Raw genomic sequence first — 18,377 nt, forward strand, 5'->3', positions numbered from 1 at the left:
CTTGCGCTATGCTAGCTCCGTAAGGCAGGATCAAGTCACATCGGAGCAGGTCAAAGCACTATTTGCGGCGACGGCTCTCACGCCATACCGGGACGTTAACGACCGACCCCGACATTTTCGGCAGCTCGGACTCGCCCGGCACGTCGGTGAACGCCCACTTGTCGACGCCGCCGCCCATGATTTCGGCGTAGCGGCGGGCGCCGTCGGCGTTGGCGAAGCGCACCTGCTGGCCGTTGGTGAGGTGGGTGATCTTGACTGCCACGCTGCCTCCAAACGCTGAAAACCGAGAGTGCCGGCCCGCGGAGCTTCCCCCTCCGGGGCCGGCTCGATCAGTAGAACACGTGTTCGAAGGTGCCCGCAAATCGGGTCCCCCTCGTGGGCGACGCATGTCCCCCAGAGGGGTAACACCGCTGGTCAGCGAATCATCGCGAGACGCGGCCAGTGGTCCAGCCCGAGCGCCGCCTCATGCGCGCGGATGGTGCGCAGCGAGGGTCCCCACGACGACTCGAGAAGCTCCCGGAAGCCCAGTCGCGCGTAGTACGGAGCGTTCCACGGCACGTCACGAAAGGTCGTCAAAGTCAGCGCCGGCAAACCACGAGCAACAGTCCACGCGGCCGCCGTCTCGATCAGCTGCCGCCCCAGCCCCCGACGTGCGAAAGACGGCAGCACCGACACCTGCTCGACGTGACCGTTGCCGTCCACGACGTCCGCCACCAGATACCCCGCCACGACACCCGAGACATCCACCACCCAGCACCGCCCGCCGACCCGGTACGGCTCCAGCTCCGCCACCGAAAACGGTTCGTCATCCGCGACGGCCGCCATCCCCAGGTCGCGGAACGGCCCTCCGGCCGCGCGTTCGAGCTCGCCCAGCAGTGGCAGGTCGACAGCGGTGGCGAGCCGGATCATCCCCCATTCCTACCCGCTACACCGAATACGACGAAACTGCTTTCTTGATGCGCTCGGCATACACCTGCAACGCGCTGATCGCCTCGGCCCGCGCGGCGTCGCCGATGCGCGCGGCGGGCCCGACGAGCGAGAGCACGCTCGGCCGCGTCCGCCCCGTTTCCACCGGCACCGAACACGCCCACACGCCGTCTTCGATCTCGCCCCAGCTCTGCGCGTAGCGGTTGGCCAGTGCGAGCTTCAGCTCCTCGCGCACCTCGATCCCGTGTTCGCGCGCGATCTCCGCGACGCGCTGCTCGCGTTCGCCGTCGGGCAGCAGCGCGAGCAGCATCTTGCCGGTCGCGCCCGCGCCGAGCGGGATCGAGTGCCCGGGCTGGAACGTGAACCGCATGGCGCGGTCGCATTCGACCCGATCGGTGCATACGGCCAGGTCACCGAAGTGCTGGAACAGCAAGATCGTCTCGCCGAGCTCGCGCGACGCTTCCTCCATGGTCGGGCGGGCGATCCGGGCGACGTCGTTGGCCAGCCGCGCGGCGCGCGCGAGCGGCATCACCTGGCTGGTCACGTGGTAGCGGCCCGAGCGGGCCTCTTCGAGCAGCTGAAGTTCCTTCAGCAACTGCACGTAGCGATAAGTCGTGGCGACCGGGCTGCCGATCACCTCGGCCAGCTCCGCGACGCTCGCTTCCCACCGGTGCTCGGAGAACGCGAGCAGCACCTGCAGAACCTTGCGCGAACTGCTTGTGCCTGCCGTTCGGCGCGGGCCCGCGGAGCGTTCTTCGGAAGGCGGCATTCGGATCCTCTTCGTGGTCTGCGACCCGACTCGCGAACGCGACAGGTGAGTAAATTACCACATGGCCGGAACAATGGCGCGCAGTGAATTCACCGGAATGATCACGGCCGGCTAATCGGCCCGTTTCCCGGTAATCAGGAACGGCGTGAGCAACCCCGGCACCGTCGCGTCGGCCAGCGCGAGTCCGGCGCTTTCGCCGACGTCCACCACGTGGTAGCGGCCGCGCCCCGCCGCGATCGGCGCGATCACCGTGACGAGCCCGGCGCGCCGCTGGAACCACGAGCGTTCGACGACGATCCCGGTCAGCCCGTCGCGCCGCACCGCGACCGTCGTGCGCGCCAGCGAACCCGAGCGCGTGACGAGGTAGCGGCCGGCCAGCGCGTGGCCCAGCGTGCGGTAACGGTCCCAGCCCACCAGCACCGCGAACGGCACCAGCACCAGCGCGAGCTGCCACGGCCAGTCCGGCAACGCGCCGGCCCACGCCAGCAGGAACAGCGCCGCCGCCGGCACCAGCACGCTCGTCAACGCCCGCGTGATCCGCCGGTTCAACGCCTGCCGCGGGTGCCGCACGAGCGCGGCGCCCGCGACGTCCTCGCCCAGCACCTCGCCCGCCACCTCCTGCGCGCGTCCCAGCGGCGCGGGCGGCAGCAGCAGCCCGCCGCCCTTGTCGGCGCCCTTGCCTTCGCGCAGGCCCGCGGCCACCGCCACGCACTTCGCGCCGCCGGCCATCCGCAGCGGCAACGGTTCCTTCAGCTCGACGCCGCGCAGCCGGTCCTCCTCGATCGACACCGACCGCGTGGTGAGGAGCCCCCGCCGGATGTGCAGCGTGCCGCCCGGCTCGCGCGTGAGGCGGAAGTTCCAGAACGACAGCACGTAGCCGCCCACCGAAAGCACCGACACGAGCAGCAGCAGGCCGATCGCCGCCGTGACCACGGTGAGCCACACGGGTTCCTGTGTCACGCGATCGGCCAGCTCGCGCAGCGGCCCGTAGCGCACCGGGTCGAGGTTCAGCTCGTGCGCGAAGTGGTAGACGGTGCCGAGCATCGCCCCCACCACGGCGATCCCGGACAGCGTGAACGGCGCGTACCGCAGCCACTTCCGGTCGACGGCCGCCACCAGCTGCTCCGGCGGCGCCACGACGTCAGCCGGCACCGATTTCCGGTGCAGCAGCAGGGTCCGAAGTCGTTGCGCCTCCTCGCGCGTGACGGCGTCGAGTACCAGTTCGTCCTTGCCTGGCCCCTTCCCGTGCGAATGCCGCCCGGTGCCGATCCGCACCGCGGCCAGGGAGAACAGCCGGTGCTTGGGCTCCGACACCACGTCGACGGTGCGGATCCGGTCGCGCGGCACGGCCCGCTGCTTGCGCAGCAGCAGGCCGGTGCGCCATTCCACCTGTGTCGCGGTGATGCGGTAGCGCGAGGTGAGGCAGTGCGAGATGCCGGTGGCGATCGTCAGAGCCGTGAACGCGAGCCCGATCCACTGCCAGCTGTTGCCCGAGCCGAGTAGGAGCGCGCCGACGAGCACGGGCAGCGACCGCACGAGGTCGAGCACTGGCCGGATCAGCAGCATCCGCAGGTCGAGCCGGTGCCACGGGGCTTCCGCCGTGCCTTCGTACGCCTGCGTGGTCGCCGGCAGCGCCGCGCTCACGTGGCATCCCCGCGCACGGCATGCGTGGTGCGCGTCAGCTCGTCGGCCAGCGCCACGGCGCGGTCGTGGTCGAGGCCGGAGATCCGCAGCGGCCCCGCGGCCGACGCCGTGGTCACCGTGATCCGGGCCAGCCCGAACAGCTGCTCCAGCGGGCCGCGCTCGATGTCCACGGTCTGGATCCGCGAGATCGGCGCGATCCGCCACTCCTGCTTGAGCCAGCCGGACTGCGTGTACACGGCGTCGGAAGTGACCTCCCATCGGTGCACGCGGTAGCGCCACTGCGGCATCACGAGCAGGTGCAGCGGCCCGAGCACGCAGCAGAGCACGAGCGTCACCGAGAGCCACGACGGCGGGTCGTCGCTCGTGGCCACCACCACCGCCTGCACGCCGATCACGACGAGCCAGCCGATCGCGGCCGACGCCGTCCAGTGGCCGATGGCCTTGCGGCTCACGCGGTGCGCGGGTGGCCGAAGGCTGAGGCTCAGTTCTTCTGCGGTCACCTGCTCAGCGTGCCTGAACCGCGGTGACCGTGGCCACGACAAGTGTCACTGTGCCCCGATCCGGGGCCCCGGTGAGTGCGTGGCGTTACTATTTCGGCCGCGGGCGGGATGGATTCGTGGCGGTGCCGCGTTGAACCCGGTTAAGCCTGTGCACGACAGCGATCAGCAGGAGGATTCCGGTGGGATTCGATCCCGAGGAACTGTACGAGGTGGACTCGGACGTCCCCGACCTGGACGGAGCCGTGCTCCTGCACTTCTTCGACGGTTTCATGGACGCGGGCTCCACCGGCAGGCTCGTCACCGACCACCTGACGAACGAGGTCGAGAACCGCGTCATCGCGCGCTTCGACGTCGACCGCCTCATCGACTACCGCTCCCGGCGGCCGCCGATGACCTACGCGGTGGACCATTGGGAGGACTATGAGGCTCCTGAGCTGGCCGTTCGCCTCCTGCACGACACCGACGGCGTGCCGTTCCTGCTGCTGTCCGGCCCCGAGCCCGACCACGAGTGGGAACGCTTCGCCACCGCCGTGAAAAGCCTGGTGGAGCGCTGGGGCGTGCGCTTGACCGTCGGTTTCCACGGCATCCCGATGGGCGCTCCGCACACCCGCCCGCTCGGCGTCACGGCCCACGCCACGCGCGAGAGCCTCATCGGCGGCGACCACCAGCCGCTGCCCAACCGTATGCAGGTGCCCGGCAGCGTGTCGGCGCTGCTGGAGTACCGCCTCGGCGAGTGGGGTCACGACGCGATGGGCTTCGCCGCCCACGTGCCCCATTACCTCGCGCAGTCGGCCTACCCGTCGGCGGCGCTGCTGGTGCTGGAGTCCGTCGAGCGCGCCACCGGCCTGCACCTGCCCGACGGTGAGCTGCGCGTGGCCGCGCAGGTCGCCACCGCCGAGATCGACCGCCAGGTCGCCGAGTCCGACGAGGTCGCCGACGTCGTGCGCGCGCTGGAGCGCCAGTACGACACGTTCGTCGAAGCCTCGGGCCGCGACAGCCTGCTGGCCGAGTCGCAGGAGCACATGCCGACGGCCGAGGAACTCGGTTCGCAGTTCGAACGGTTCCTGGCCGAGCAGGGCGGGGACGCACCGGACCGCTGAGGAACCGGCGGGTGCCCCGGCCGGCGTCGGTGTCAGTCGCGGGCCCGTCTGCGCCCGGTGCGATACGCGATCGCGGCCGAGCGGACCGTCTGCCAGGCCCACCACATTCGTGTCGTCATGGTCGCCACCATCCCATGATCGGCCCAGGGGGTTTCGGGCAAGCTGCCTGAAGGGGTGCGGCGGGTGACGTTCGGACCACGGGCAGCCACCACGCCACTGATCGGTACACAGTCGCTGATCGGTACACAGTGGACGCTTGCCGTTACCCGCGGGTAGACCGGCCGCCTCGAATCAACGCCCGGTTGACGTATATCGTCCCGGGATGAACCAGCCGCACCAAGATCGTTTCACGGCAAAGACTTTGGGCGGGGCGCTGCGGCGGAAAGCCGGCCTGGTGCTGCGCCGGGTGGCCACCCGCCTGCATGACCCGTACACCGATCAGCTGAACCAGATCCGCGATGAGCTCCGCGAGGAGATCGTCCGCCAGGGTGACCGGTTGCTCGACCGGGTGGTGGAGTTCGAAATCCGCAGCCGCCGCGACATCGTGTACGCCGGCGATCAGGACGCGGCGCTCGAGAGCAACGTCTTCGCCCGCGAGAACCTCGTCGGCGCCCGCCACTTCGGCAGCCCGCCCGAGACGCTGAAGTTCGCGTTGTCCCTGGCCCCGACGGGCGGGATGGCGCTCGAGTTCGGCGTCGCGTCGGGCAACACACTGCGCACCATCGCCGCCGCGCGTGGCGGCGTCGAGGTCTACGGCTTCGACTCCTTCGAAGGACTGCCCGAGGCGTGGCTCAACGGCATGCCTGCCGGCGCCTTCGCCCGCGAGGACCTGCCGGACGTCCCGGGTGCGGAACTGGTCGTGGGCCTGTTCAACGACAGCCTCCCGGGATTCCTGGAAAAGCACCCGGGCCACGTCGATTTCCTCCACGTGGACGGCGACCTCTACAGCTCCGCGAAAACCGTGCTCGACAACGTCGGCCCCCGCCTGCGCCCGGGCAGCATCGTGCACTTCGACGAGTTCTTCAACTTCCCCGGCTGGAAGCGTCACGAGTACCGCGCGTGGATGGAACACATCGAGAAGACGGGCGTCGAGTTCACATACGAGGCCTATACGTACAACGACAACCAGGTGACGGTGCGGATCACGCACGTGCCGGGGTACGAGGCACCCGCGCCGGAGTCGGCGGACCACGCGGGCAGGAAGATCACGCCCTAACGCGGGTGGCAGCCCTGCTCGTTCAGCGGCCCGATCGACGGCAGGACCAGGCCGCACAGGTACCCGTCGATCCAGTGGCCGTTGCCCGCGAGGTTGGTGCCGAGGCGCAGGAGCGGGGCAAGCGCTTTCACGCCTTGGGCGAGGGAATCCTGGTTGCGCTGCAACAAGGACGTGAGCCGGTCGAGGCCGGCGAGTGTCGGGCCGAGGGTGTGGTCGTTGTCGGCGACGAGGCCGGACAGCTGGGCGGCGAGGCGCCGCGAGCCGTCGAGCAGAGTGGAGATGGCGGACTCGCGGCGGGCCACCTCGTCGAGCAGGAGGTTGCCGTCGGCGAGCAGGCGCCGCACTTCTGCGTCGCGGTCGACGAGCGTCGAGGACACGGTGCGGGTGTTGGCCAGCAGCGCGGTCAGCTGCGCGTCGCGGGAGGCGATGGTGTCCGACAGGCGGGAGAGGCCGCCGAGCGCGGTCCGGACGTCGGCGGGAGTGCCGGCGAACGTCGCGGCGAGCGTGTCGAAGCTGCGCGCGAGCCGCGTCGTGTCGATGTGGTCGACGGTGGCCGAGAGGTCGCGGAACGCGTCGAGCACGTCGTAGGGCACGGTGGTGCGCGAACTCGGGATCGGCACGTCCGGGTCGAGCGAGCCGGCGCCCGCCGGGTCGAGCGCGAGATATTTCTGGCCCAGCACCGTTTTCAGCTTGATGGCGGCAGTGGTGCTGTTGCCGAGCCACGCGTCCTTGACCTTGAACGACACGCGCACGCGAGCGCCGTCGAGCGTCACGGCGGACACGCGCCCGACCTCCAAGCCGGCGATGCGCACGTCGTTGCCGTTCTGGAGTCCGGCGGCTTCGGTGAACTCGGCTGCGTACGTGGTGCCGTCGCCGATCACGGGCAGGTTCCGGGCGTTGAGTGCGGTGACGATGCCGAGCACCAGCACGGTGAGCCCCACCAACGCGGTGCGGACGGGGTGGCGGGGACCTCGGGCTGATCGCACGGCGTGAACAGTGCCGCAGGCGGCGTGGTGACGCCAGTCACACAACACGTTCGGTGGAAGCCGGGCAGGTTCGGCGGCGATCGCCGGCGGGTACTTTTCGGCGAAACGTTCAACTCCCGGCGGAAGGTGGCACGGCGTGGCGCACACACGGGTCTACCGCGACGGCGTGCTGGTCGAAGAGAACTTCCCGGTCGAGCAGGTCTCCGACTACCTGCAGGACCCGGCCACCACCGTCTGGCTCGACTTCTGCGAGCCGACCGAAGACGACCTCACCTCGATCTCCGAAGAGCTCGGCCTCCACGCGCTGGCCGTCGAGGACGCGGCCGAGGAACACCAGCGGCCGAAGTTCGACCGCTACGACACGCATTCCTTCCTCATCGCGTACTCGGCGCACTTCGACGTCGACACCGGCATGGTCACGAAATCGGAGCTCGCCGCGTTCGTCACGAAGCAGGCGCTCGTGACCGTGCGCAAGGACGACGGGTTCGACATCGAAGCCGTGGCGCAGCGGTGGGACTCCTCGGCCGATCTCGCGAAGTCCGGCGTCGCGTTCCTGGTGCACGGCCTGCTCGACTACATCGTCGACGGGCACTTCGACAGCGTCCAGGCGCTCGACGACCAGATCGAAGCCCTGGAGGACCTGGTCTTCGACGAGCGGCCCGACCAGCGTGAGCTGCAACGGCGCTCGTTCCGGCTGCGCAAGAGCCTCACGGCTCTGCGCCGCGTGGTGCTGCCGATGCGCGAGGTCGTGAACACGGTGATGCGCCGCGACCAGCACCTGGTCGACGGCGTGATGATGCCGTACTTCCAGGACGTCTACGACCACGTGCTGCGCGCGTCGGAGTGGACGGAGTCGTTGCGCGACCTGGTGGCGACCGTGCGCGAGACGCAGCTGAACCTGCAGGGCAACCGGCTCAACACCATCATGAAGAAGGTCACGAGCTGGGCGGCGATCATCGCGGTGCCCACGGCGGTCACCGGGTTCTACGGGCAGAACGTGCCGTACCCGGGATTCCAGGCCACGTCCGGATTCTGGGTGTCCACAGTGGCCATTGTGCTGCTCTCGGTGGCCCTCTACGCGTCGTTCAAGCGCCGCGACTGGCTCTGATCGCGTTTCACCCCGCGCGCACCCGGGTAGGTTCGGCGGAGAAGGGATCTCGCACTTCGGGGAGAACAGGCATGCGTGACTTCAGCGCCGGGCTGCACCCGGCTGCGGACCTCATGACCGAGGAAAATCTGGCGCACCAGCAAGAAGTGCGCTGCAAAGCGACTCGCGCCGTGGCATCGAACTCGCGCGACGGCGACGACTGCGCGCTCCTGCTGGACATGCTGGGACTGCACACGGCCGACAGCCGGCGCGGGGAAGTGGCCTGATCTCAGCCGGCGGGGAGCTGCTGCTTCTCGGACGTCTCCCGCTCCTGGCCTTCCCGGTCTCGGCACAGCGTGCACACGAGCTTTTGGCCGATGCACTGGCCTTCGGGCGTCACGAGGTGGGCGACGTGCAACGTGGGGTAACCACACTTCTCACAGGGAATCGCGGTGCTCTCGTGGCTGATCAGCACGCGGATCGGCATCGGGCTCTCCTCTGGCGGAGTCGGGTGGCGTCGGGCTAACCCGTTTGGCCGCAGCTCAGACGCGACGGCGGCGGTTGTCACCCGTTCGGCGCAACAGGTTCACCCTGGGTAGAACGACAGCTCCGGCTGCGCATGTCTAGGTCCGATAGACCTCGGTTCCGGCCACGTACGTCCGGACCACCCGCGTCGCGCCGATCTCCTGGCGCGGTCCGTCGAACGGGTCACGGTCGAGAACCACCAGGTCGGCGGCCTTTCCGACGGCGAGCGAGCCCGTGCCGTCGTCGAGGTGGTTCACCGCGGCGCTGCCCGCGGTGTAGGCGCGCAACGCGGTCGCGAGCGGTAACGCTTGTTCCGGACCCAAGGGCGGAGTGGTCGCGCCGGGCAGGACGCGGTTCACGGCGACGTGGATCGCGGCCAGCGGATCGGGGCTGCTGACCGGCCAGTCGCTGCCCATCGCGAGCGCGGCGCCGGTGCGCACGAGATCGCCGAACGGGTACTGCCAGGCGGCGCGGGGATAGCCGAGGAAGGGCAGCGTGAGCTCGTCCATCTGCGGTTCGTGCGCGGCCCACAGCGCCTGCAGGTTGGCCGTGGCGCCGAGGCGGTGGAAGCGCGCGACGTCGGACGGGTGCACCACCTGCAGGTGGGCGAGGTGGTGGCGGCGGTCGGAAGTGCCGTTGTCGGCGATGGCCGCTTCGAGCGCGTCGAGGACGTCGCGGACCGCGCGGTCGCCGATCGCGTGGAAGTGGACCTGGAAGCCGGCGGCGTCGAGGGCGGTCGTGACGGCGCGGAGCAGGGCGGGGTCGAGGAAACCGAGACCGCGGTCGCCGGTCGGGTGGCCGTGGGCGTCGAGGTAGGACTCGAGCATGGCGGCGGTGAACGTCTCGACCACGCCGTCCTGCATCACCTTCACCGACGGCGTGCGGTAGTTGCGGCACCGCGCCGCCGTGGCCGCGCGGATTTCGGCGAGGCGCGCGACCTGGTCCGCGACGGCTTCGCGCGGGCACGAGCGGTCCCACCACAGCGCGCCGGTGACCTTCGCGGTCAGCGTGCCGGCGGCGTCGGCGCGCAGGTAGGACTCGTGGACGTTCGGCCCGTCGCCCGGCACGGGCACCCAGGCGTCCTGCCAGTTCGTGACACCGCAGGAGTGCAGGTAGCGCTGGGCTTCGGCGAGGGCAGCGTCGAGGTCTTTCTGTGTGTCGACCGGTGCGACGCGGGCGACGAGGTCGGCGGCGCCTTCGTGGAGGAGCCCGGTGGGTTCGCCGTCGGCATCGCGTTCGATGCGGCCGTCGGCCGGGTCGGGGGTGTCGCGGTCGATCCCGGCTCGGGTGAGGGCGGCCGTGCTGACCCAGCTGGAGTGGTGGTCGCGGTTGGGGAGCAGCGCGGGGCGATCGCCGACGACGGCGTCGAGCGCGGCGCGGTGCGGGCGGCCGCCCGGGAACGCTTCCATGGCCCAGCCGCCGCCGAGGATCCATTCCCGGTCGGGGTGGGCGCGGGCGTATTCGCCGATGATGCGTGCGTACGCGTCGGCGGTTGCGGCGCCGGAAAGGTCGCAGCGGATCCGTTCGAGCCCGCCCAGCACGGGGTGCACGTGGGCGTCGCCGAAACCCGGCAGCAGGAGTCCGCCGGCGAGGTCCACGACGTCGTCGGCTTCGCGCAGGAACGGCTCCACCGTGCGGTCGCCGCCGAGGGCGACGATCCGGCCGCCGGACACCGCGACGGCCGAGCAGACCGTGCCCGCGGCGTCGGCGGTGAAGACGCGGCCCTCGCGGAACACCGTGGTCGTCATTACTGCACGGTAGCCGGGCGAGTCCACGGAGGACTCCGGGTCGGATGGGGAATTTTCGTTGCCCCCGCGAACCATCTGTGCGTTCCGAAGAGGACCGATCTTGCAACTGACCAGCGAGATGACCACATCGGCCGAAGTGAACGTTTCGTCCGAGATGGTGCCTTCGCTCGCGGTGATCTTGCCCGAAGTTACCCCATCCGGTCGGCCGGAGGGACCAAATCACGGACCTCTGAGCACACTTCGTGACTCCCAACCTTCTAACGGAGGAAGGCGTTGGGGCATTCGATGTATCTGCCACTCCGCCGTAACATCCTGTGCAGAGGAGCAGTCGGGTGAAAGCTCGGCTGAGGGGAGGGGTTTCGAGGATGAAAACAAGCAGGGTGGATTTGGCGGACGACTACCTCACGCGCCAGCAGCGTGCGCTGGCCGAGGCGGTGGAGTCCGACGGGGGTTTCGGTGAGGGAGGCCGCAGCTTCCGGATCGCCGCGCACCTCGCGGCCGAAGGTGGCCTGCACCGTTCCGACGTGATGGCCGCGACAGCGCTTTTCCTGGCCTACACGGCCTTCCAAGAGGGCAACCTCGACGCGGCGCAGGGGTTCGCGCGAAGGTTGCGTGGTCTGGACCCGGCCAGCGTCGAGCTCGTGTTCCACCTGATGCGGCTCGAGGTCGGGCGCGAGCAGGGCTGGCTGCCCCGCACGCAGTACGACGACCTGCTGGCCTACGCGTGGCGCGAGAACCGCTTCGACCTGGCGCAGCGCGCCGGCGACATCCAGGCGCGTGACGTCGACCCGGGCGCGGCGCCGGTCGGTTCGTGGGCCGAGCTCGAGCGGACCCTCTGCCCGCTGCTGGCGTGACGCCTGGCTAGCGCGGTGGTTCCGGCGCGTTGCGCGCCATGAACGTGCCGGCGTCGCCCTGCGACGGGTCCACGAAGACCACGTCGTCGGGGCGCCGCCTCGGCACGTCCACCGACAGCACCACGAGCGGGTGCTCGCCGATCCGCGGGAAGCCGTGGACCTTGGTCTTCTCGAAGTGCAGCAGCAGGCCCGGGCGGGCTTCGAACTCTTCGCCGTCGAGGTGGAACGTGCCGCGGCCGCTGAGCACGTAGAGGTGCTCGTCGCATTCCGTGTGGTAGTGCAGCGGCAGTTCGCGGTAGATGCGGAAGATCCGCGCGCTGGCCGTGGGTTTGTCCACGAAGTACTCGTCGACCAGCATCGTGTCGCCATTGTCGGGTAGCCGTTCTAGGGCGGCGAGGACGTCGAACACGTTGTCGTTTTCCACAGTCAGCTCCAATCGGTTCGGTCGAAGAGCTCTTTCAGCTTGGCACCTCGGGGCGCGCTCGTCGCGGAGATCCAGGCGATGCGACCTCGCAGATGGGCCTGGAAATCGGGGTGGCCGGCGTGGTTCTGCGCCTGGGGGCCGGTTGTCGCGCAGTTGTGGAGCGTGGCGCGGAGGTCGTCGTAGTGGGTGCGCTGGGCCGCGGGTTTGGTGTTGACCACGAGGCCGGCCACGCGCTGGCGCTGGTGCTTGGCGGCGACGGAGGTTTTGTCGTCGCGCAGGTGGAAGCCTTCGTCTTCGACGATTCTGCGGACGCCGGGGAACAGGCGGTGGAGGGGGAGCGTGGCGGCGCCTGAAAAGGCGAGGTCGTCGGCGTAGCGGGTGTAGTTCGCCCCGAGTTTTTGTGCCAGGCCCGAGAGCCTTCGGTCGAGCCGGTTGGTGACGACGTTCGCGACGGCCGGGGACGAGGGTGCACCTTGGGGCAGGTGCGGCTTTTTGAGTTGGTCGCGGACTTTCCTGGGTGCGTTCTTGAGGACGTCCGGTGGCGTGGTTGTGGTGAGGATTCCGGCCAATGCCTGGGCGACGGCGGGTGGGTAGCCGGCCAGTTCGAGCAAAGAGCGGATCCGGCGGGCGGAGACGGTGGGGAAGAAGTGCTCCAGGTCCATGCGGATGACTCTTTCCTGGCCCGCGTGGGGTTCCGCGCACGTGAGGATGGAGCGGCCGGGGTGGAAGCCGTGGGCGGCGTCGTGGACCGGGAGGGCGGTGAGGACGTGCCGGCGGATGCGCCGTTGAAGTTCCGCCAGGCGGGGTTTGGGGCGCTCGATGAGGCGGAGGCCTCCGGTGGAGGTGGGGATCCAGTGGTGGTGGTAGTGGCGGAGAGTGCGGTTGGCGCGGTCGTTCCAGTGGCGGGGGTCGGAGAACCAGGAGAGTTCGCCCGGGGTGAGGTTCAGGGCGGCGGCGCAGGATTCGAAGCTGGCCCAGCGGGGGACTTGCCAGCGCCAGACCGGGGGAAGAGGGTCCAGGGGGCATGGTTCTTGGGGGCCGAGGGGTGTTGTCGACTCGGCCGGGTTGGTCGGCACGACAGGGTGGGACGGGTCGGGCGGTGTGCCCGGCTCGGCTGAGTTGGTCGGCGACGCGGGGGTGACTCTTTCTCCGTTCATCCGCGCGGTCTTGTACGCGCAGCGTGCCGCCCTCGCGTGGGGCGCTGTGATCGGGTGATGTGGTGCGTTCCGGGGTTGCCCCGGAAGGGGTGGTTCTCCACCGGGCTCACCTCCCGCGTCGCCGGTGGTCGAGTCTAGGGGTGGTTGGTCGGGCTCGGCGTGCTGCGCACACCATTGCGCCCGATGAGTGGGTGGTGGGGCACCCCGATTTTTGATTGTCAGACCGCGTTTTGGAAAGCCATCGGGGGCCGGCCGGGGAAAAGGTGCGGGAGTGTGGGGGGTGAGTTGTGTTGCCGGGTGGTGGTTGAGGGGTGACAAGAGCGGCGCCGGCCAGCGTTGTGTGATGGGCAGCGGCGGGGTGCGGTCGGGTTGCGGTGGGAGGTGGCGATGGAACGCGGAGTCGACGAGGCCATGGTCGAAGTTCGGGTCGCGGTGACTGTCGCTGAACTTGAAGAGGCGCGGGAGTGCTGGCGTGCGGCCAATGTCGCGCGCGGCAAGGTGCCTGGGGCGGAGCGGGTGGAGCGGGTGCGGGAGAAGTTGGCGGATCCCGAAGCACTGGTGCTCGTGGCGGTGGAGGGCGGGTGCGTCGTCGGCATGGTGTTGGCCGAGGCGGGGCGGGCGGAAGACGGGCGGGGGCCGGTGGAGCCGGGGTTGTGTCACGTCTCGATGGTGTTCGTGCGGCCGGAGCGCTGGGGCGCTCGAGTGGGCGCGGCGTTGCTGGGTGCGCTGAAAGAGCGCGCCGCGGGCCGGGGCAGAGCCGGCTGCAGCTGTGGACCGGCGTCGCCAATGAGCGGGCGCTCGCGTTGTATCGGCGCGTGGGGTTCAGGGCCAGCGGGCGGCGGCGCGAGATCTTCGGGGTCGGGCAGGTCGTTCACCTGGTGTGTTCCGGTGGGTGACACGGGCCACGCACGGACTCTCTTGACCTCAAGACCTTGCCTATAGCAAGTTTTGCCCTATGCAAGACTCCGATCTTGAACGCCTGGAGCGGCTGACGCGGGTGCTCGTCGCGGTGGCGTGGGACAGCGCCCACGCCGCGCCGCGCGGGGTGACGTTTCCGCAGGTGCGGTTGCTGGTCGTGTTGGCCAGTGTGGGGCGGGTGCCGTGTTCGCGGTTGGCGGCGGCGATGGGCGTGAACGCGTCGTCGGTGACGCGGTTGGCGGACAAGCTCGAGGCGCACGGCTATGTGCGGCGCGGGGAGGACGAGCACCGGCGCACGGTCGTCACTGTTGAGGTCACGAAGGCGGGGCAGGCTGTGGTTGATGACGTGCTCGCGCGCAGGCATGAGGCGCTCGGGGAGTTGCTGGGGCAGCTCGATCCGAAGCAACGCCAACAAGCAGCGGCAAGCGTCGAGGACTTGCTGGCGGCGGCGGAGAAGGCGCCGCTGGTGCCGTCGGCCGGGCCGGGGCGGCTGTGAGCGCGCCGGGGCGGGCGGCGCACCTGGGGGACTTCAGCGTGCGGCCGCGGATGTTGCTGATCACGGGGTTCGCGCTGTTCGTGGGGGCGGCGAGCGCGGTGGCGGCGTTCGCGTTGCTGAAGCTGATCGGGTTGATCACCAATCTCGTCTTCTACCAGCGCGTCGCAACGGACCTGGTGGCGCCGGGCGCGGTCCACCACCCGTGGTGGCTGGTGTTGGTCGCGCCGGTCGTCGGTGGGCTGGTGATCGGCGTGATGGCGCGGTACGGCTCGGAAAAGATCCGTGGCCACGGCATGCCGGAGGCGATCGAGGCCATCCTCACGGGCGAGAGCCGCGTGGCGCCGCGGGTGGCGTTGCTCAAGCCCGTGTCGGCGGCGGTGAGCATCGGGACGGGGGGACCGTTCGGGGCCGAGGGGCCGATCATCATGACCGGTGGCGCCGTCGGGTCGATCCTCGCGCAGCTGCTGAAACTCAGTGCGGACGAGCGCAAGACGTTGCTGGTCGCGGGGTCCGCGGGTGGCATGGCGGCGACGTTCAACGCGCCGCTCGCCTCGATCCTGCTGGCGGTGGAGCTGCTGCTGTTCGAGTGGCGCCCGCGCAGCCTCGTGCCGGTCGCGGGGGCCGTCGCGGTGAGCACCGTGCTGCGCGGCTACCTCCTCGGCACCGGGCCGGTGTTCGGGGTGCAGGCGCCGCAGAGCACCGGGCCGCTGGCCGACGGGCTGGCGCTGATCCCCGGCATCACCGGCGGCCTGCTGGCGATCGGGGCGACGGCGCTCGTCTACTTCGCCGAGGACCTGTTCGCGCGCGTGCCCGTGCACTGGATGTGGTGGCCGGCGATCGGTGGCCTGATCATCGGCGCGGGCGGGCTGGTCGAGCCGCACGCGCTGGGCGTGGGTTACGACGTGATCGACCAGCTGCTCACCGGCCAGGCCACCACGCAGCTGATCGTGGGCATCCTCGTGGTCAAGACGCTGATCTGGGCCCTGTCACTGGGCTCCGGCACGTCCGGCGGCGTGCTGGCGCCGGTGTTCATGATCGGCGCCGCGCTGGGTGCGGCCGAGGGAGCGCTGCTGCCGCACGTCGCGGCCGGGTTCTGGGCGACGTGCGGGCTGGCCGCCGTGGTCGGTGGCGTGATGCGCTCGCCGCTGACCGGCATCGTCTTCACACTCGAGCTCACCCACGCGTGGAGCTACCTGCTGCCGCTCGTGGTCGCCTCGGTGTCGGCGTACGCGTTGTCCGTGTTGCTGCTGAAGCGTTCCGTGCTCACGGAGAAGATCGCGCGGCGGCGCTTGCACCTCACGCGTGAGTACACGACCGACCCGTTGGAGACGTTCTTCGTGCACGAGGTGATGACGCCGGGACCGGCCGCGCCCGCGCGCGTCACCGCGTTCCCCGACGAGACGCTGCGCGAGGTCGCCAACAAGCTCGCGCTCGGCCACGTCACCCGCGCCCGCGTGGTGGACCGCGAGGACCCGGAAAAGGTCCTCGGTGTCGTCACGCTCGCGCAGCTGCTGCACGCGCGCAGACGTGACCTGCACGAGGAGCACCATCGCGAGCGCGTGCTGCCGATGCGGGTCGTGGTCCCGGACTGACAGCCCCGCGCACGTCGCGATCTTGACAGTGTGAAAATGATCCACGTGGGTTCGCAATCGCGGCGGCGCTGGTCGCCCGGGTGGATCGTGTTCACCATCGTCCTGGTGCTGATCGCCGTGCCGGCGAGCGTGTTCGGCTACAACACGCTCACGGCCGGCGCGCACGAGGAGGAGCACACCGTCTCGCCCGCTTACTTCGCCGACGTCTCGGCGCTGCCCGTCGCGCCGCCGGCGCCGGCCGTGCAGCCGGGCGGGTCGAGCGGCACCTGGCGCATCGGCTGCGGCCGCGACGAGGAGGGGCGCCACAACTCCGACAACGTCGTGATCAGCCCCGGCGTCGCCGGCGGGGCGCACCACCTGCACGACTACGTCGGCAACGACTCCACCACGGCGTTCTCCACCGACGCTTCCCTCGCCGCCGCCGGCACCACCTGCCAGGCCGGCGACAAGTCGACCTACTACTGGCCCGTGCTGCGCCTGCCCCGCGGCGACGCGCGCCAGACCGTGTTCGGGCGGATCCTCGTGCCGGACTCGGTGCTGATCGAGTACCAGGGCAGCCCGGTCACCAACGTCGTGCCGATGCCCCGCTTCCTGCGCGCCAACACCGGCAACCCGCACGGGTACACCCAGGGCGGCGTCGGCACCGACCACGTGCAGTGGACGTGCTCCGGCAGCCGCGACCACGTCGGGCGCCAGTACCCGCGCTGCCCGGCCGGCCAGCAGGTCGTGCGGTTGTTCGACTTCCCGAGCTGCTGGAACGGCCGCACCACCGACAGCGCCAACCACAAGTCGCACCTGCTCTTCCCCGCCCCGAACGGCGCCTGCCAGGCCGGCACGTTCGCCGTTCCGCGCCTGCACCTGGAGATCTCCTACACCGTGCCGGCCGGCGCGGAGTACGCGATCGACTCGTTCCCGGAGGAGCTGAACAACCCCGTCTCCGACCACGCCGACTTCATCGACGTCATGCCGGACGCCCTGATGGCGACGGTCGTCGACTGTGTGAACTCCGGCAAGCACTGCTCTGCCTGACGCCCGAGGCCGGACAGTGGCGTTGGTCACGGTTCGGTATCCGCTGAACTGAACCCCGCTCGCCATCCGTGTGCCCCTCGTGGAGGTGAGGAGATCCCGCACCTTGCGGGACTCGGGAGGGTGGTAGCGGATGGCCGGGTTGAGGACCCGTCATCGCCAGCAGGTCGCCGACGAGGCTCTCGTGCGCTCGCTGTTCGAGGAGCACGGCAAGGCGATGCTGGCGTACGCCACGAGGCTGCTCGGTGATCGAGCGGCGGCGGAAGACGTCGTGCAGGAGGCATTGGTGCGCGCTTGGCGACACCCCGACAGTCTGGTCAACGGCAAGGGCTCGGTGCGTGGCTGGCTGCTGACCGTGGTGCGGAACCTGGTCACGGACAAGATCCGGGCGCGGGCCGCGCGGCCGACGGAGGTGGCGGAGTCGCCGACCACCGTGCCGGTGGCGCGCGATCACTCCGACCAGGTCGTGGACTCGATGGTGGTGCTCGCGGCGCTGGACGACCTGAGCGCCGAGCACCGCGAAGTCCTGGAACACGTGTACCTGCACGGGCGGACGGTCGGTGAGACCGCCGAGAAGCTGGGCATACCACCGGGCACGGTGAAATCGCGCTCCTACTACGGGTTGCGCGCTTTGCGTGAGCAGTTCCGGTCGCAGCGACTGGGAGTGGGGGCCGCCTGATGAACACTTCGCACAACGACCGGTTCGACCTCGAGGCCTACGTGGCCGGCGAGGCGGGCACAACCGACCAGCAGGACGTCGAGCAGCACCTGACGACCTGCGCGGAGTGCCGGGAGGAGGTGGAGTCATTGCGTGAGATGCAGGAGTTCCTGGGCGCGTTGCCGCCCGAGGCGCTGCTCGACGGGCCGCCGGACGACGCGGACCTGCTGCTGCAACGCACATTGCGGCAGATCAGGTCGGAGTCGGCGGGTGCCCGCGGCCGGGGCCGGATCCTGGCCGCGTCGGCGGCGGTCGTCGTCGCCGCGGCAGCGCTGGGCGCGGGCGTGCTCGTGGGGAAGTCGGGCGACAGCGGGCCAGGTTCGGCCGTCGCCGCGCCGCCGGTGTCCGCACCGGCCACTGTGGCACCGGGAACCCGCAACGCGGTGGGCGAGTCCGCCTCCGGGGCACGGCTGAACGTCGCGGTCACGCCGGCGGTCGGCTGGGTCCGACTCAATGCGTCCGTCACCGGCATCCCGGAGGGGCAGAAGTGCCGGCTCGTGGTGGTCGGCAAGGACGGCAGCCGTGAGATCGCGGGCAACTGGCTGGTGTCGGACAAGGCCGCGAGCGACGGCGTGAACCTCGACGGTTCGGCGCTCGTCGACCCGGCAAACGTCGCGTCGGTGCTCGTGGAGAACACCGACGGGCACCAGTTCGTGTCGGCCTCGCTGTAGGTTCGCCGAAGGGCGCTGC

Annotated in this window: 21 protein-coding genes; 11 read left to right on the top strand and 10 right to left on the bottom strand. The window is 70.1% G+C overall.

Annotated elements, in window-relative coordinates; all coding sequences use genetic code 11:
• Positions 1-58: 58 nt before the first annotated feature.
• The 5 genes from AB0383_RS41860 to AB0383_RS41880 form a co-directional block, all read right to left on the bottom strand.
• Positions 59-262: a hypothetical protein gene (locus AB0383_RS41860; protein WP_366190200.1), complete on the bottom strand. Its 204-nt coding sequence runs from the start codon at positions 260-262 to the stop codon at positions 59-61.
• Between the two features lie 152 nt (positions 263-414).
• Positions 415-909: a GNAT family N-acetyltransferase gene (locus AB0383_RS41865; protein WP_364184161.1), complete on the bottom strand. Its 495-nt coding sequence runs from the start codon at positions 907-909 to the stop codon at positions 415-417.
• Positions 910-925: 16 nt separating this feature from the next.
• Positions 926-1,621 carry an IclR family transcriptional regulator C-terminal domain-containing protein gene (locus tag AB0383_RS41870; protein ID WP_354877998.1) on the bottom strand — a complete coding sequence of 232 codons (696 nt, stop codon included), beginning with the start codon at positions 1,619-1,621 and terminating at the stop codon, positions 926-928.
• A 186-nt stretch (positions 1,622-1,807) separates the two neighbouring features.
• A complete protein-coding gene (locus tag AB0383_RS41875) occupies positions 1,808-3,262 on the bottom strand; it encodes a PH domain-containing protein (protein ID WP_364184276.1) in 1,455 nt (484 codons plus the stop codon).
• A 74-nt stretch (positions 3,263-3,336) separates the two neighbouring features.
• The gene (locus AB0383_RS41880) at positions 3,337-3,840 is read right to left on the bottom strand and encodes a PH domain-containing protein (protein ID WP_364184164.1); all 504 of its coding nucleotides are present in this window, start codon (positions 3,838-3,840) and stop codon (positions 3,337-3,339) included.
• A gap of 179 nt (positions 3,841-4,019) precedes the next feature.
• Here AB0383_RS41880 and AB0383_RS41885 point away from each other — a divergent pair, with 179 nt between their 5' ends.
• Both AB0383_RS41885 and AB0383_RS41890 read left to right on the top strand, forming a co-directional pair.
• Positions 4,020-4,940, top strand: coding sequence for a PAC2 family protein (locus tag AB0383_RS41885; RefSeq protein WP_364184167.1), 921 nt, complete (start codon positions 4,020-4,022; stop codon positions 4,938-4,940).
• 322 nt (positions 4,941-5,262) lie between these two features.
• Complete coding sequence (locus AB0383_RS41890) at positions 5,263-6,156, top strand: class I SAM-dependent methyltransferase (RefSeq protein ID WP_364184170.1); 894 nt, start codon at positions 5,263-5,265, stop codon at positions 6,154-6,156.
• On the opposite strand, the gene AB0383_RS41895 is transcribed toward AB0383_RS41890, so the two are convergent.
• Entirely contained in the window at positions 6,153-7,142 is a 990-nt protein-coding gene (locus AB0383_RS41895; RefSeq protein WP_366190201.1) for an MCE family protein, read from the bottom strand. The two genes, AB0383_RS41890 and AB0383_RS41895, sit on opposite strands and share 4 nt — an antisense overlap.
• A gap of 136 nt (positions 7,143-7,278) precedes the next feature.
• Here AB0383_RS41895 and AB0383_RS41900 point away from each other — a divergent pair, with 136 nt between their 5' ends.
• Both AB0383_RS41900 and AB0383_RS41905 read left to right on the top strand, forming a co-directional pair.
• Entirely contained in the window at positions 7,279-8,250 is a 972-nt protein-coding gene (locus AB0383_RS41900) for a magnesium transporter CorA family protein (RefSeq protein ID WP_366190202.1), read from the top strand.
• A 71-nt stretch (positions 8,251-8,321) separates the two neighbouring features.
• Positions 8,322-8,516, top strand: a complete 195-nt coding sequence (locus AB0383_RS41905) for a hypothetical protein (RefSeq protein WP_364184178.1) — start codon at positions 8,322-8,324, stop codon at positions 8,514-8,516.
• A 2-nt stretch (positions 8,517-8,518) separates the two neighbouring features.
• Here the strand turns inward: AB0383_RS41905 and AB0383_RS41910 are convergent, their stop codons facing one another.
• Together AB0383_RS41910 and AB0383_RS41915 are read right to left on the bottom strand one after the other, a co-directional pair.
• Positions 8,519-8,716, bottom strand: a complete 198-nt coding sequence (locus AB0383_RS41910; protein ID WP_364184181.1) for a hypothetical protein — start codon at positions 8,714-8,716, stop codon at positions 8,519-8,521.
• A gap of 136 nt (positions 8,717-8,852) precedes the next feature.
• Positions 8,853-10,502 carry an amidohydrolase gene (locus AB0383_RS41915; protein WP_366190203.1) on the bottom strand — a complete coding sequence of 550 codons (1,650 nt, stop codon included), beginning with the start codon at positions 10,500-10,502 and terminating at the stop codon, positions 8,853-8,855.
• 365 nt (positions 10,503-10,867) lie between these two features.
• On the opposite strand from AB0383_RS41915, the gene AB0383_RS41920 reads away from it, so the two are divergent.
• Positions 10,868-11,356, top strand: coding sequence for a hypothetical protein (locus AB0383_RS41920; RefSeq protein WP_366190204.1), 489 nt, complete (start codon positions 10,868-10,870; stop codon positions 11,354-11,356).
• Between the two features lie 7 nt (positions 11,357-11,363).
• Here the strand turns inward: AB0383_RS41920 and AB0383_RS41925 are convergent, their stop codons facing one another.
• Both AB0383_RS41925 and AB0383_RS41930 read right to left on the bottom strand, forming a co-directional pair.
• A complete protein-coding gene (locus AB0383_RS41925; RefSeq protein WP_366190205.1) occupies positions 11,364-11,780 on the bottom strand; it encodes a cupin domain-containing protein in 417 nt (138 codons plus the stop codon).
• A 2-nt stretch (positions 11,781-11,782) separates the two neighbouring features.
• Complete coding sequence (locus AB0383_RS41930) at positions 11,783-12,937, bottom strand: reverse transcriptase family protein (protein ID WP_366190206.1); 1,155 nt, start codon at positions 12,935-12,937, stop codon at positions 11,783-11,785.
• Between the two features lie 411 nt (positions 12,938-13,348).
• Between AB0383_RS41930 and AB0383_RS41935 the strand changes: the two genes are divergently transcribed.
• The 6 genes from AB0383_RS41935 (at position 13,349) to AB0383_RS41960 (ending at position 18,358) form a co-directional block, all read left to right on the top strand.
• Complete coding sequence (locus AB0383_RS41935; protein WP_366190239.1) at positions 13,349-13,879, top strand: GNAT family N-acetyltransferase; 531 nt, start codon at positions 13,349-13,351, stop codon at positions 13,877-13,879.
• 13 nt (positions 13,880-13,892) lie between these two features.
• Positions 13,893-14,351, top strand: coding sequence for a MarR family transcriptional regulator (locus AB0383_RS41940; RefSeq protein ID WP_364184198.1), 459 nt, complete (start codon positions 13,893-13,895; stop codon positions 14,349-14,351).
• Positions 14,348-15,943 (top strand): chloride channel protein, encoded by a 1,596-nt coding sequence (locus AB0383_RS41945; RefSeq protein WP_364184201.1) that lies wholly within the window; start codon positions 14,348-14,350, stop codon positions 15,941-15,943. The genes AB0383_RS41940 and AB0383_RS41945 overlap by 4 nt, the downstream gene beginning before the upstream one ends.
• A gap of 45 nt (positions 15,944-15,988) precedes the next feature.
• Positions 15,989-16,972: a DUF1996 domain-containing protein gene (locus AB0383_RS41950; RefSeq protein ID WP_366190207.1), complete on the top strand. Its 984-nt coding sequence runs from the start codon at positions 15,989-15,991 to the stop codon at positions 16,970-16,972.
• Between the two features lie 130 nt (positions 16,973-17,102).
• Positions 17,103-17,648 carry a sigma-70 family RNA polymerase sigma factor gene (locus tag AB0383_RS41955; RefSeq protein WP_220243906.1) on the top strand — a complete coding sequence of 182 codons (546 nt, stop codon included), beginning with the start codon at positions 17,103-17,105 and terminating at the stop codon, positions 17,646-17,648.
• Positions 17,648-18,358 carry a zf-HC2 domain-containing protein gene (locus AB0383_RS41960; protein WP_364184206.1) on the top strand — a complete coding sequence of 237 codons (711 nt, stop codon included), beginning with the start codon at positions 17,648-17,650 and terminating at the stop codon, positions 18,356-18,358. Before AB0383_RS41955 ends, AB0383_RS41960 begins: the two co-directional genes overlap by 1 nt.
• Positions 18,359-18,377: the final 19 nt, after the last annotated feature.

The sequence above is a fragment of the Amycolatopsis sp. NPDC051373 genome (genome assembly GCF_040689465.1).
GTDB lineage: Bacteria > Actinomycetota > Actinomycetes > Mycobacteriales > Pseudonocardiaceae > Amycolatopsis.